Origin of the sequence: Urinicoccus timonensis (assembly GCF_900232945.1) — a bacterium.
Lineage (GTDB): Bacteria > Bacillota > Clostridia > Tissierellales > Peptoniphilaceae > Urinicoccus > Urinicoccus timonensis.
Map to the genome: position 1 here is coordinate 101,034 of NZ_OCTU01000001.1, position 13,163 is coordinate 114,196.

A 13,163-nucleotide genomic window follows, 5' to 3' on the forward strand; every position below is an offset into this window, starting at 1 on the left:
GGATGCGGTGACGGGGATTGTTGTAAATAATTTAAGGAGAGCAGATATCATGAAAAATTTGATTGTGTGCTAATCGCAAATGCACTTCATATTATGCCTAAGCCAGATGAGGCAATGAAAGAAATATATAGGGTTTTAAAACCTAATGGGATTTTGTTTGCTCCTACCTTTCTATGGAAAGAAGGAAAACAAAGAAAAATTATAAAGAGTTTGATGTCTATTTCAGGATTTAAGATTTATCAAGAATGGAATAAAAATCAATTTGAAGATTTTATTGAGGAATATGGGTTTTCAGTAGTTGAAATGAAATTGGTATATGGAGGTCTTGCACCGATCGGTGTAATGATTGCTCAAAAAGTATCTTAACAGATTTTGCTTTTGCGTTTAAACTATCAAGATTATAAGCAATCTAGAAATTTCTTCTATTCCGTAAGAAAAAATCAATATAAAAGGGAGTATAATTTGAATATAAGTTTGGGCAATGATGAACAAGTTGAATCAGTTTCTCTTCTTGAGAAAATAAAATAAATATTTAAAAGCAAGCAGATCCGTAAAGGGTCTGTTTTTAATATAAATGATAATGGTATACTATAAATGTAATTATTGGTTAGTAGCATCAAATTGCTTATAGACAAATGATGCAGAACAAATTAATTTATTAGATTTCAAAGTTGATACATAAGAGGGTTAGAATGAAGAGTGTTTTGATTATAGAGGATAATAAAGAAATTTCATCACAAATGGAAAAGTATTTAGTTAATAATGGTTATGAAGTAGAGATTGCATCATCTTTTTACGAAGCAAGCTATAAGATGAATGTAGACATGGATGTGGCACTATTGGACATAAATCTACCAGATAAAGACGGTCAACATTTGATAGAAAGATTAAAAGATAAGGACATAAGAGTTATTGTAACAACTGTAAAAAATGATGAAGATTTTATAATTGCTGCCTTAGATCAAGGAGCAGACGACTATTTAACTAAACCATTTTCCCTTGCAATATTAAGGGCAAGAATTGATGCGGTTTTAAGGACAATACCTCTAAGTCAAGACAAAATAATTACTTACAAGGATATCAAAATAGATTTAAATGATTCAAAAGTTTATTTTAAAGGTAAGCAAATAGAGCTAACTCCCCTTGAATATGAAATTTTGGTCTTATTTATTAAAAATCCTCACCGAGTCTATACTAGAGGTCAACTGTTGGAAATGTTCTGGGAAGATAGGGATAAGTTTGTAAATGACAATACTCTCACATCAACTATTAAGAGAATAAGAGAAAAAATTGATAGAGAAGTTATTACTACTGTCAGAGGAATTGGTTACAGGATGGATTGAGATGCTATATTTATTTTGGATAATAAGTCTTTTACTTTTTTATTATTTTTTAGAAAAAAGAAAGAAAAATAGAATAAATGATCTTATAGATTTAATAGAAAATATGAAAAATCAGGACTACAAAATTCCTATGAAGCAAGATGATTTTTCGATTTTAGAAGATAAAATTTATAAACTTTTTATAGAAATTGTAGAAGCCAAGGAAACAACCAGCAAAAATAGCGAAAAGCAAATAGAATACCTCGAAGACATAGCCCATCAGATAAAAACTCCTATCACATCTATGCTTTTTTCCATAGAAAATTTGGAGATGGACTTTTCAGATAATGATGATATAGGAATTTTAAAAAGACAAACAATCAGATTAAACTCTTTATCAGATATTTTACTCAAACTATCAAGCCTAGATGCAAACAAAGATTTAATGAAAAAAGATGAAATTCGTTTAGATGAATTAATAGATTATGCTCTAGATAGTTTGAATTTAAAGAAATCTATGAAGGTAGAAAAGAGAACGGATTTAAAAGAAAATAGCATCAATGGAGATTTTTATTGGTTGGCAGAAGCTCTGATTAATATTATGAAAAATGCTGACAATAGACTGACTTGTGATAAAATCACAATTTCATCTTATAAAAATCCCCTTTATACAAGCTTAATAATCGAAGATAATGGCGGAGGAATAGAAAAAGAGAATATGAAAAAAATCTTTAAACGATTTTATAAAACGCCCGACTCAAATGGCTTTGGAATAGGTCTTGCCATGGCAAAGACAATTGTAGAAAAAAATAATGGGGAGATTTCTGTTTCAAATATTGATGCTGGAGCAAGATTTGAAATAAAATTTTTCAATGTCACCTAAAAATCACTTTGCTTTTATATACTTACCTTAAATTAAGGAGGAAAGTATGGAAATATTAAAAGTAGAAAATTTAAGAAAAGAATACGGCGAGGGTAATTCTAAGGTCATAGCCTTAGACGGTGTTAACCTTGAAATTGAAAGAGGCGAATTTGTCGCCATTGTTGGACCAAGTGGGTCTGGTAAATCAACACTACTACATATCATAGGAGGAGTGGATAGTCCAGATGATGGTAAGGTTTATATAGATGGTAACGACATCTCAAAGTATTCCTCAAAAGAATTAGCCTACTTTAGAAGAAGAAAAGTTGGGTTAATTTATCAGTTTTATAATTTGATACCAAATTTAACAGTTCGTCATAATATAGAACTTCCATTAAAACTAGATAAAAGAAAAATAAATCAAGATGAATTTTCAGATATAGTAAATAAACTTGGTATAGAAAGTAAACTTGACTCTTTTCCAAGTGAGCTTTCAGGAGGTCAGCAGCAGAGAGTTGCCATAGCCAGAAGTCTTATCTACAATCCATCTATCATATTGGCAGATGAACCGACTGGAAACTTGGACAGGAAAAATTCTAAGGAAATTATAGAAATCTTTAAATATTTCAATAGAACCTTAAAACAGACAATTATCCTAATTACCCATGATGAAGAAATAGCCTTACAAACAAATCGTATTGTTACAATAGTCGATGGAAAAATTGTAGGAGATGAAAGAAATGAATAAGAAGAATTTTCCTATTTTCATCTCATTATTTATTGTAAGTCTGTTTTTCACTGTAATTTTTTATTACGGATATAGAGGTATGAGGGCTAACTATGGTTATTACATGGCTTCAAGCTTTTATCATGGGGAGATTAAAGACGAGATCTCAAATGAAGACCTTGAAAAACTAAAGTCCATTGAAGATATAGATTTGGTCGGAAAAATGTCTCTTAATCCTGATAATGGAAAACTTGCTGACGATTTAGTCGTTGTCAATTACCAAGACGAAGCTGTAAATCGGATGAGAGAGTATTCAAGACTTATTAAAGGCAGATTTGCAACTAAGGAAGACGAAATTGTACTATCTGAAAGCCTAGTAAAGAAAAATAAACTTAAAATAGGCGATCGTGTAGAACTTGATTTAGGCAAAAGGTTTCTAAATGGCGAAGAGATAGGTCCCACAAGTGCTAATACGGACAGGGAAAAATTTGAGAGCCAAGGCTCCAAAAGCTTTACTTTAGTCGGTGTTTACGGAGATGTCTACAACAAGTATAGTAAACTAAATTTTGCTCTAGGGCTACAAGATAAAATGCCCACTTTCAGAACCTTTGTAAAGTTTAATTCTTTCGAAGAAGCTTATAGAGATAGAGATAAAATTCAAGCAGAAATCAATCAGACTTTGGGCAAAAAAGTTACTTTAGAATTTTCTGAAAGTCTAATAAACTATTACGGAGTAGAAAACGAACCCTTACAAAATATAATGAGCCAAGCTGTTCTTGTTCTATCAGTTCTTGGATGTATAGCAATCTTTGTGTTTTTTATAAAAAATATCTTTTGGGTTTGGGGGCTAAAGAAGATTCGAGAGCTTTCCATTTACAAGTCTATAGGATCTACCAATGGACAAATTTATCTGTTACTTCTAAAGGAAGGACTTATTACAACTGCAATTCCAATACTTTTAGGACATATTGCAGGATTTTTCTTTATATATTGTTTGTATAAAAACATAACGATAGGCGAAGGAGTAAGTGCCTTTGAAGTTATAAAATTTAATCCATTATTAAGTTTAGCAATACTTTTCGTTTCCTTTGTGATTGTAGCATTAGCTATTAAATCCCCTGCGAAAAAGATTTCTAAAATAAATATTATAGACGGCATAAGAGGAAATATAGATTTTTCAAAATCAAAGAAGAAAAGATCCAAAGATTTTTGGAAGGAATTAAAACTTAACAACTTAGCTTCAATAAAATCACAGAGATATATTTCTGCAATAGGGATAATTATAATTTCAGTGTTTATAATCACTATAGGAATCTCAACATACTACAGAGATTTTTCTCATTACGATGATGGCTATAATTTCTCTGTTGATTATTTTAGTGAAAACAACCAAGTCCCAAAAATATTAAAAGAAATTGTCGATAAAATTCCTAACGAGAAGTCTTATATTTCAAAAGATAAATATGTTCAAGTGGAAAATACTAATGAATTCTCAAAGGAAGCAAAGGCAGCTGGATTAGACGAGGAAGCTAGAAAGAATATAGAAAAATATAAGGCAAAAGGTATGGATGGATTTATCATCGCCTTGGAAGAAAAAGATTTAAAAGAACTTGGAGGAAAGAAGGGTGAATTTGTCCTCTACAATACAATTCAAGAAGATTCTTCTATTCCAATAGCTAAGGCAAAGAGAATTCCATATTTTGAAAACCCACAGACTTTAGATATTAACTTTCCAAATGATTATAAGAAGACGATTAAAATTTCAAAGACGATAACAGATTTGGGAAAATATAAGTCGAAAACAAGACCATTCGATGTAAAAATTTATACAGATTTTGACACTTATTTTAAACTTATGGAAGAGTCCGGAGATGAAAAAAATACAAACTATGCTTATACATTAAATATGAAGGTAAACGATTCGGATACCAAAGATGTAAAAGAATATGTAGAGGCTATGATTAGAAGTAAAATCTCGCCTGAAGATCGCTTTAATATCACAACAGGTGAGGAAACCGCAAAAAATGAATATAATGATTTGAAAAGTCTAATAAAAATTGTAATAGGAATTGCATCAATCATCTTTGTACTAAATATCACTAACGGCTACTCATCCATTAATTTAAGTCTAATGAGCAGAAAAAAAGAAATCGGTAGTCTTTACTCTTGTGGAATGGATGTAGATGAGTTAAAGAACATCTATCAAAAAGAATTTATTGGAGAACAGATAAAGTCCTTTACAATTTCTATTATTATGAGCTTAGGAGTTATGTTTGTAATATCATTAATCGCTCCTGATTTAAGAATGAGTACTCTAATAAAATATTATGACTATAAAAGTTTCTTAGGATTTTCGCTAGTCGTCTATGGTATTAACCTAATCATCTATCATTTTTCTTTAAAGAGAATTTTAGACAGACCGACCATAGATTTAATTCGAACAATATAATTTCAAAAAAGGAGAAACATATGAAGAAAAATATCAGTAAAAAATTATTTCTACTTGGACTCGCGATTTTTGCGATTTCCTATCTACTGCCAATAGATATCTTTGAAAGCTATACAAGTTTAAGACCAACTGGACTCACATCAATGTTTGTCTGCCCAATTATTGGACTAATAGGTTTAATATTTGGGATAAAGGACAAAGATAAGTTGTTTATAATATTGAATCTACTTTTAATCTTATTACTGCCTATAGCAATGTTTGTAGGTCATCTAATATAAGTAATGCGATTAAAACAAGAAAATAATAATCTAAACAGCTCTTTTATGAGCTGTTTTTTCTGTGCTTAAGAATAATATAATAAATTACATTATAAATAATAATTTAACATATTTAAACATACAAGATTTTTATAAATATGAAACTTTATTCATACTGACCACTTAAGCTATTCAGGAACCGTTTTTTCAACGAAGATTAAATAGAAAATTATAAGGCTATGAGAATTTAATATTAGATTCAAAAGCCTTATTTATAAAAAGTTTGAAAAAATTTAGAGTTTATAGTAAATCATGAATTAGAAAAAACAGTTATATTGAATTTTTGTTTTAAAATTAGTAGATAAAGTAGTTGTTTACGAGGAGAAATTAAAGGTAATATTCAAGTCTGGAATTGAAACTTATATTGACAAGTAGCAGATCCGTAAAGGGTCTGTTTTTAATATAAGTGATAATGGTATAATGTATCCAAAGCTTTATACAAGGGAGAGCATTTCATTGAAAAAGATATTAATAATTGAAGATGATAAAAATTTAAATAAAGGACTTTCTATAGCTTTGAAGAAAGATTATGAGGTTTTCTCTGTAAGCACAATTAGTGAAGCTAAAAATTTTATTGATGATGCGGATTTGATTTTACTCGATATGAATTTGCCAGATGGAGATGGGCTTGAAATAATAAAATATACGAGACAATCTTCATCAATTCCTATTATAGTTTTATCTGCTATAGATCTTGAGGCATATATCATTTCAGCCATAAATTTAGGGGCAGACGACTATCTAACAAAACCTTTTTCTTTGGGAATATTAGAGGCAAAGATAAAAAGAGCTTTTGAAAAAATAGTGCCTAGTGATTTAAANTTTAACGTATGGAACAATAGGGATTTAAAAGAAATTGCCCTATTAAAAAGCACAGGTATGACTGCAAAACAAGTTAAAAAAATGATAAAAAAGAAAGCCTTTAAGCTATCTGCATTGCCAGTAGCCTTAGGTACACTTCTATCCTGGGTTTTCGCAAACTTATTAATGTATTTAATGTGGCTTAATAACTCAGTATCCTATAAGAATATGTCTGAGATAATTGGAGAAAGTTTTAAGGCACCAGATTTTCACCTAGTTTATTTAGATCCTACTTCTATTTTAATAATTATTTTATTATCGCTTTTGACAGTATATTTATCTGCGACAATCCCTGCTAGGAAAAGTGCAAAATTAAAGATAATAGAAGGTTTAAATGGGATTACAGAAAAAAATATAAAATTAGGAAAATCAAAAATAAATGGACCTATAGAAAAGACTTTGGCAAAAGATTATTACAGGTCTTATCGCTCAACCTATCGAATTATTGTAATTTCAATGGCTCTTTCTGCATTTGTACTGACCACAGTCTTAGTTAGCCAATCATATAGAACTTTGAACGAAAAATATAACTCTTATAAAAGTCCTTACAATTTTAATTCAAGTATTTACACTGATAAGAATTTAGATGAAAACTTATTAGCTGATTTAGAAAAAGTTGACGGAATAAAAGAGCTTCACCTATATCAAAGAAATGACACGAAGTTTTACCTTGACGATAATAAAGACTTTATTTCTAAAGACTTAAAAAATTCTCTTGATAGTGGGGAAATAGCAAAAGATAGTCTATATGCAAGTTTATATGCTTTAACAGATGAAGATTTTGAAAAAATTTTAAAAGAAAATAACATCCCTAATGCATCTTATTTATTACTTAATAAGATAAGAAAAGATAATAAAACTCCGTATGCTTTTAGTGAGTATATAAAAATTTCTGATAAGGATACAGGAAAAGTAACTTTAAAATATAATGCACAGGGCAAACCAATAAATATAAAAATTGACGCAAGTATTGATGAAATGCCTTATGACTTAGAAGCTTATAATGACAATCAAATATCTATCTTTACAAGTGAAAGTACCATGAAAAAATTTATTGATGAATATGGAATAGATAAATCAGATCCTGTTTACTATTATTTTGTAAAAATAAAGGCTGAAAAAAACAAGAAAAAAGTATTTGAAGATGCCGAAAAAGTAATTTCAAATTATGTACCAAAGTCTGACCATGGAACAGCTACAGAAATTTTAAGAGAAGCAACAAGTAAAGAGCAAACAAGGAATGAAAGACTTTTAAACCTAGCTATTCAAATCATTCTAATAACAATCGCTCTTTCCAATGCCTATAATAGCTTTAAGGGAAATCTACGAGCGAGATCAAATGACTTTAAACTTCTATCAACTACTGGAATGACAGAAAAACAAGTGGAAAAGATGGTATTTGCTGAAGTAAAAATATTGTTTAAAAATATTTTCTTAGCATATATCTTTATGTTTATTATTGGAATTGCACTTAGAGCCTATAGGAGTAACTATGAATTAGGCTTTGGAATAAAAGAACTGCTAATAAATATGAACTATACTCCTATATTAATAGTATTTGTCTTTATAATTGCAGGTGTCTTACTTGCAATAAAAAGCGGTCTTAAAACAATAAATGAAAACTCAGATAATACTTTCAAGAGTATATAAGAAAAAGGCTGTGAGTATTAAACTCACAGCCTTTTTTTGCTAATTTTAACGCGGTAAATCATATAATTGAAAGGAATCTGTGTTATATGCTATAATTAGGTAGTTAATCTATACATTTAGAAAGGTAAAATATAGAATTGGAGAATGATATGGGATTTTCATATAATAAATTATGGAAGTTATTAATAGATAAAAATATGAAAAAGACAGACTTACAATGTGCAATAGCAACAACACCCAAGACAATAGCAAAAATGGGAAGAGACGAAAATGTAAGTTTAGAAACATTAGGAAAGATCTGTGAGTATTTTCAATGTGATATTGGAGATATTATTGAATATAAAAAATAGAGTTGAGGTAAATGGTAAATAAGATTCTTACTTATATTTGTTATTTTCATCAACGGTACTTGGAAATTCAATTGATTTAAAAATGGTTGCAGAAGATCAGAGTGATTATTCTATATAAGAAATATTGTTAAGCATTAGGGATTATTAAGGAGAAGTATGGCTGAAGATACAAGAACTTATGGTGAAGTAATAGAAGCATATAAACACATTAAGAGTACTAGGGATAATTTTGGATTTCCTAGAAAGTCAATTTTTCATATTCATACTCCAGCTTCTCATGATTATAAATTAATGGAGAATTTAGGCACGGATGGATATAAAAAAATAAGTGAAAAGAAATTAGAAGATATAATTTATGAAAGAAGTATTATACCTCTCATAAATGGAAAAAGAGATGTAAAGTTCGGTAGAGATTTTAATATTTTTGAAAACAAAAAAGAAATATATGCTTTTTTATTGCTGGCTCATGAATTATTAATAAATCAATATGAGATAGCTGTTGTCACAGATCATAATACATTTGAGGGGATAGACAAATTAAAATTATGTATACATCATCTAAAAAAGTTAAAAGCTAAATATAATGTTGAAACAATATTATTTCGAGGAATAGAAATATCATGTGCTGACAAGCTTCATGTAGTAGCAATATTAGATGACAATAAGAATAATGAAGAGGAAGTAATTAAGTGGTTAGATGAAAAATTGATTTCTGAAAAAGACGGTGTATATGTTACTAGTTTAGAAGTTATGGATTTTTTTTCGAGTTTAGGAGCGATAACTTATATAGCTCATATATACTCATCTAATATAAATAAAGATAAGTTTTTAAGTGGGGCGTATAAAAAGAAATTATTTTCCAGTGAAAACACTAGAATTGTTGGTTTAAAAAACAAGAATCAAATCAAAGGTGCAAAAAACTTCATGAAAAATTATAGAGAGGATGTAAATTTTTTAATTGACAATGACTCACATTCAATTGATACATTAGACAATAATTTTTTTTGGATTAAGGGAAGTGATATTAACTTTCAAATGTTAAAAGAAGCTTTAATTGATTTTGATATTTCTGTAAGTTATGAGAACATGAATAAAAATAAAGTTTATATAGAAGGCTTATATGTAATGTTTGAAGAATCTGGTTTTCTATCTAATAAAAAGAAAGATGGAGATTTTACTGTAAAATTTTCAGATTCTTTAAATTGCTTGATAGGGGGAAGAGGAACTGGCAAGAGTACTGTTCTTGAAACAATTGATTTTGTAATGACACAAAGTGTTCATGATGAGAATCTTTTAGATTTTATTTGTAAGCATGGGAACGTATATTTATTATTTCAATGTGATAGAGATGAGTATATTGTTGAGTTTATAAGTCCTTATAAAGAAGATGATGATAATATTTTAAGTCGATTTGAAGAGGAACGACCTTATCAATATGGAAGAAGATATTATTTTAATAGAGACAGAATTAAAAAATATATGCTTAAAAAGTATTTGAACGTATATAAGATAACTTGTAGTAATGTTGAAGAGATGGATATTAGCAATATCGAAAAAGTACGTAATAAAACAAAAGTCCTATCTGAACTTTATGATAATAGGTATTCTGTTAATGATCTTGTTAGATATGCAAGCGGAGATGAAATTAACAGGTTTATTTATGATTTGATGTTTAAAAATAAAGAGTTAGAACCATTTGAAAATAAAATAAAAATTAAAGCTAAATCAGGTTTATCTAAATTTCTAAAAGATATAGAAAGTATTTTAAAAAATAGAAGAGAAGATGTAAAAAAGGTACTAGATCCTTTTAATGAAACTCAAAAAGGAACATTAAAAATCGATTATATTCAAAATGATTTAGTGCTTGAGTACCCCATAGAAGAAATTTATAAAAGCAAATTTTTAAGTATTATTAATAGATATAATATTAAGAGAGAAAATTTAGAGGGATTTATATTTTATATAATAGATAAAAAAGGATTGATTAATTTTTTGAAATCATCAATAAATAAAGATTCTTCTTGGATAAATCCCAAAGAGTTTTTAGAATTTACAGAAGAAAGTAGTTTTAAAGTAATAGATTCTAATAAAACCATTATTAATGCTGATATTGCTAAGGCGTTAATATCGGATTTATTAATATATGCAACTGACGATAAAAATATAGATACATGGATTGGATATTTTAAAAACTACTTTAGAAAACTTGAAGAATACACTATCCTATTTAATATTAATAGTAGAGAAGACAATAAAAATCTTCAAGAGATTTATAAAGATATAAAAAACTTATCATTAGGTCAAAAAGTCGTAGCAATGTTAGACTTTATATTAGGATACGGGAAATATAACAATGATTTCAGACCGATTGTTATTGACCAACCAGAGGATAATTTGGATAGTAGATATATTTATAAAAATCTTGTTCAGCAGCTAAGGAAAACTAAAAATGATAGACAAGTTATAATTGCAACTCATAGTGCAACAATTGTAACTAATGCAATGTCAGACTGTGTGTTAGTAATGGATTCTGATGGAGTACATGGATGGGTGAAAAATCAAGGTTATCCTGGTGAAGTAGCTATAAAAAAAGAAATAATAAATCACATGGAAGGAGGAATGGATTCTTTTAGACATAAAATTTTAATTTATAGAGAAGCCTTGATAAATTAATTATTTTGATATTTACTTGAAAAGGAAGCTAAATATCCCTACCTCTCTACCTCCTTTCCATAATAATTTTCATAGTTTTTCCTATACTGAACAAGGTCAGAAAATTGTTCTTTATTCAAAGAATACTCTTGCATAAGGGTGTTCTTTTTTTCTTGCAATTTATCGAGTTTGGTTAATATTTCTTTTGTATTAGGGAGTTTATTATAGCTTTCCAAGATTTCTTTAGCAGCTATTTTGTAGACTGAAAGTTCGCTATAATATTCTTCAGCGAATTGTTTATCATCAGGATTTTTCTTATGGTATTTATAGATTTCACGATACTTATTTATAGTATTTATATTTTCCATATCTTGTGATAAACTCTTCATTTCAGTTTCAATTTTCTTTATTTTATCTAACAAGTCTTGTCTATCATCAGCAGATTTCTTGATCAGGTCATCGAGTTGAGTAATTGAATTTATTCCTTGTTCTCTTAATTTAATTATTGAATCAGCCATTGTTTTGATATTATGTTTTCTTGCCCAAACTTCATAACCTTTAGAGGATAAAGCTTTTTTATTAGTAGATATATCAATAACATTTCCTACTCGCTTTTTAATAGGATTAGCTTTATTTTTAGTTGCTAAATCTATTCTTTCTTTGATTTTTTCTTCGGCATAATCTTCTCCGATAGTCTTTGCCCTTGTGAATCTTTGCTTATCTTTATGACGAAAAGCAATGTGTTTACCAAACTTAATTTCATAATCAAGAGATTTCATATTTTCTAAAAATTCTTCCCAAGATTTAGATTTATTAATCATTCTATCTATATCAAATTGTAGTTTAGACTTCCAAGAATTTCCTTTCTTGTTTTGATCATATTCGTACCAAGATTTACCAGCAGTTTTATATTTTCTTTTGTAAGCTTCATAATATTCATCAATAACTGAAAGCTTATTTTCTTTACATAATTCGTCACTTTGATACCTGATTTTATGGTAAGTTTTTTTGTTAGACTGGTAGCATTTACCAGTCTTGTAATTAACATTATTAAAAATAATATGGTTATGGATATGCCCTCTATCTATATGAGTTGCAAGCACAAATTCATAATCTTCTTTTAAAATTTTCTTACATAATTTCATTCCAATTTCGTGAGCTTTTATAGGATCAACCTCTCCTGGTAGAAAAGATTGGATTAAATGTCTCGCCAAAACTGTACCTTTAGTATCATTGTCTTCTCGTGTTTTCATAAACTGAATATGGGCAGTAGATGGATGACATTTAAATGAAGATACCAAGACTTTTTCATCAGTTTTTTCACTCTTGGTTATATAATCTATTGCCAAATTTAGAGTTGATTTTATAGGATGTATTTTTGTAATTGCCATACTAGTCACCAGAACTTTCTTTTGATTTATTAAGAAGTAGGGAATGGATCTGCCATATTTCTTTTGATAATTTTTCTATCTGCTTATTCATAGATTCAATTTCTTTTTTGTAAATAACACCAGTTGTATTAGTAGCTTTTGCAATCTGGTTTATATTATTTGTTGCATTTGAAAGTAACCATTGGAGATCTCTAAATGGTTCTAGGTCTACAATATAAATTTCTTTTTCTAATACGCATTTCCTAAGAAAATGGGACATTGTTTTGCAATTAGCAAGTTTCATTTTCTTTTCAAAAACTTCTTTTTCTTCATCTGTTAAATATATTTTTAGTTGATTATTTCTTTTTCTATTATCCATAGTATATCTCCTTATCATAAAACATTGGGGTCTTAGGGTTCTCCCTAACAAGGTAAAATTGATAAAAAAAGAAGCAGTCCATAAAGGTTCTGCTTCATCAATTTTCGTAAGTGGGTACTCACTTACTGTGCTTGCTCATATACTAATAGTATAAGAACAGCTTTAAGCATAGTTCTTAAAAATGAACCTAATCATCTATGATAAAATTATAGATATTAGGGATG

Annotated in this window: 9 protein-coding genes and 3 pseudogenes; 10 read left to right on the forward strand and 2 right to left on the reverse strand. The window is 28.6% G+C overall.

Translation table 11 applies throughout. The features are described 5' to 3' along the window. Nucleotides 1-48: 48 nt before the first annotated feature. The 10 genes and pseudogenes from CS898_RS00400 to CS898_RS00445 all read left to right on the forward strand — a co-directional run. Nucleotides 49-366: pseudogene (locus CS898_RS00400) on the forward strand (class I SAM-dependent methyltransferase); the annotation flags it as partial. A 326-nt stretch (nt 367-692) separates the two neighbouring features. Beyond that, nucleotides 693-1,343, forward strand: a complete 651-nt coding sequence (locus CS898_RS00405) for a response regulator transcription factor (RefSeq protein ID WP_099207714.1) — start codon at nt 693-695, stop codon at nt 1,341-1,343. Between the two features lies 1 nt (nt 1,344). After that, a complete protein-coding gene (locus CS898_RS00410; RefSeq protein ID WP_099207715.1) occupies nt 1,345-2,205 on the forward strand; it encodes a sensor histidine kinase in 861 nt (286 codons plus the stop codon). Nucleotides 2,206-2,251: 46 nt separating this feature from the next. After that, the gene (locus CS898_RS00415; protein WP_099207716.1) at nt 2,252-2,932 is read left to right on the forward strand and encodes an ABC transporter ATP-binding protein; all 681 of its coding nucleotides are present in this window, start codon (nt 2,252-2,254) and stop codon (nt 2,930-2,932) included. Further along, complete coding sequence (locus CS898_RS00420; RefSeq protein WP_099207717.1) at nt 2,925-5,360, forward strand: ABC transporter permease; 2,436 nt, start codon at nt 2,925-2,927, stop codon at nt 5,358-5,360. Before CS898_RS00415 ends, CS898_RS00420 begins: the two co-directional genes overlap by 8 nt. Before the next feature lie 20 nt (nt 5,361-5,380). Beyond that, nucleotides 5,381-5,638 (forward strand): hypothetical protein, encoded by a 258-nt coding sequence (locus CS898_RS00425; RefSeq protein WP_099207718.1) that lies wholly within the window; start codon nt 5,381-5,383, stop codon nt 5,636-5,638. 459 nt (nt 5,639-6,097) lie between these two features. Beyond that, a pseudogene (locus CS898_RS10210) lies at nt 6,098-6,448 on the forward strand (response regulator transcription factor); the annotation flags it as partial. Between the two features lie 51 nt (nt 6,449-6,499). After that, a pseudogene (locus CS898_RS00435) lies at nt 6,500-8,188 on the forward strand (FtsX-like permease family protein); the annotation flags it as partial. Between the two features lie 149 nt (nt 8,189-8,337). Beyond that, complete coding sequence (locus CS898_RS00440; RefSeq protein ID WP_035112633.1) at nt 8,338-8,538, forward strand: helix-turn-helix domain-containing protein; 201 nt, start codon at nt 8,338-8,340, stop codon at nt 8,536-8,538. 156 nt (nt 8,539-8,694) lie between these two features. After that, nucleotides 8,695-11,211 (forward strand): Spaf_1101 family AAA-like ATPase, encoded by a 2,517-nt coding sequence (locus CS898_RS00445; RefSeq protein WP_099207719.1) that lies wholly within the window; start codon nt 8,695-8,697, stop codon nt 11,209-11,211. A 38-nt stretch (nt 11,212-11,249) separates the two neighbouring features. On the opposite strand, the gene CS898_RS00450 is transcribed toward CS898_RS00445, so the two are convergent. Both CS898_RS00450 and CS898_RS00455 read right to left on the reverse strand, forming a co-directional pair. Then, nucleotides 11,250-12,581 carry a relaxase/mobilization nuclease domain-containing protein gene (locus CS898_RS00450; RefSeq protein ID WP_099207720.1) on the reverse strand — a complete coding sequence of 444 codons (1,332 nt, stop codon included), beginning with the start codon at nt 12,579-12,581 and terminating at the stop codon, nt 11,250-11,252. A 1-nt stretch (nt 12,582) separates the two neighbouring features. Further along, nucleotides 12,583-12,939 carry a plasmid mobilization protein gene (locus CS898_RS00455; RefSeq protein ID WP_099207721.1) on the reverse strand — a complete coding sequence of 119 codons (357 nt, stop codon included), beginning with the start codon at nt 12,937-12,939 and terminating at the stop codon, nt 12,583-12,585. Nucleotides 12,940-13,163: the final 224 nt, after the last annotated feature.

What these genes read in the sequence shown, in the direction of transcription:
- CS898_RS00455 (WP_099207721.1), bottom strand. Translation starts at nt 12,939, where the DNA reads ATGGATAATAGAAAAAGAAATAATCAACTAAAAATATATTTAACAGAT.
- CS898_RS00425 (WP_099207718.1), top strand. Translation starts at nt 5,381, where the DNA reads ATGAAGAAAAATATCAGTAAAAAATTATTTCTACTTGGACTCGCGATT.
- CS898_RS00450 (WP_099207720.1), bottom strand. Translation starts at nt 12,581, where the DNA reads ATGGCAATTACAAAAATACATCCTATAAAATCAACTCTAAATTTGGCA.
- CS898_RS00420 (WP_099207717.1), top strand. Translation starts at nt 2,925, where the DNA reads ATGAATAAGAAGAATTTTCCTATTTTCATCTCATTATTTATTGTAAGT.
- CS898_RS00410 (WP_099207715.1), top strand. Translation starts at nt 1,345, where the DNA reads ATGCTATATTTATTTTGGATAATAAGTCTTTTACTTTTTTATTATTTT.
- CS898_RS00405 (WP_099207714.1), top strand. Translation starts at nt 693, where the DNA reads ATGAAGAGTGTTTTGATTATAGAGGATAATAAAGAAATTTCATCACAA.
- CS898_RS00415 (WP_099207716.1), top strand. Translation starts at nt 2,252, where the DNA reads ATGGAAATATTAAAAGTAGAAAATTTAAGAAAAGAATACGGCGAGGGT.
- CS898_RS00440 (WP_035112633.1), top strand. Translation starts at nt 8,338, where the DNA reads ATGGGATTTTCATATAATAAATTATGGAAGTTATTAATAGATAAAAAT.
- CS898_RS00445 (WP_099207719.1), top strand. Translation starts at nt 8,695, where the DNA reads ATGGCTGAAGATACAAGAACTTATGGTGAAGTAATAGAAGCATATAAA.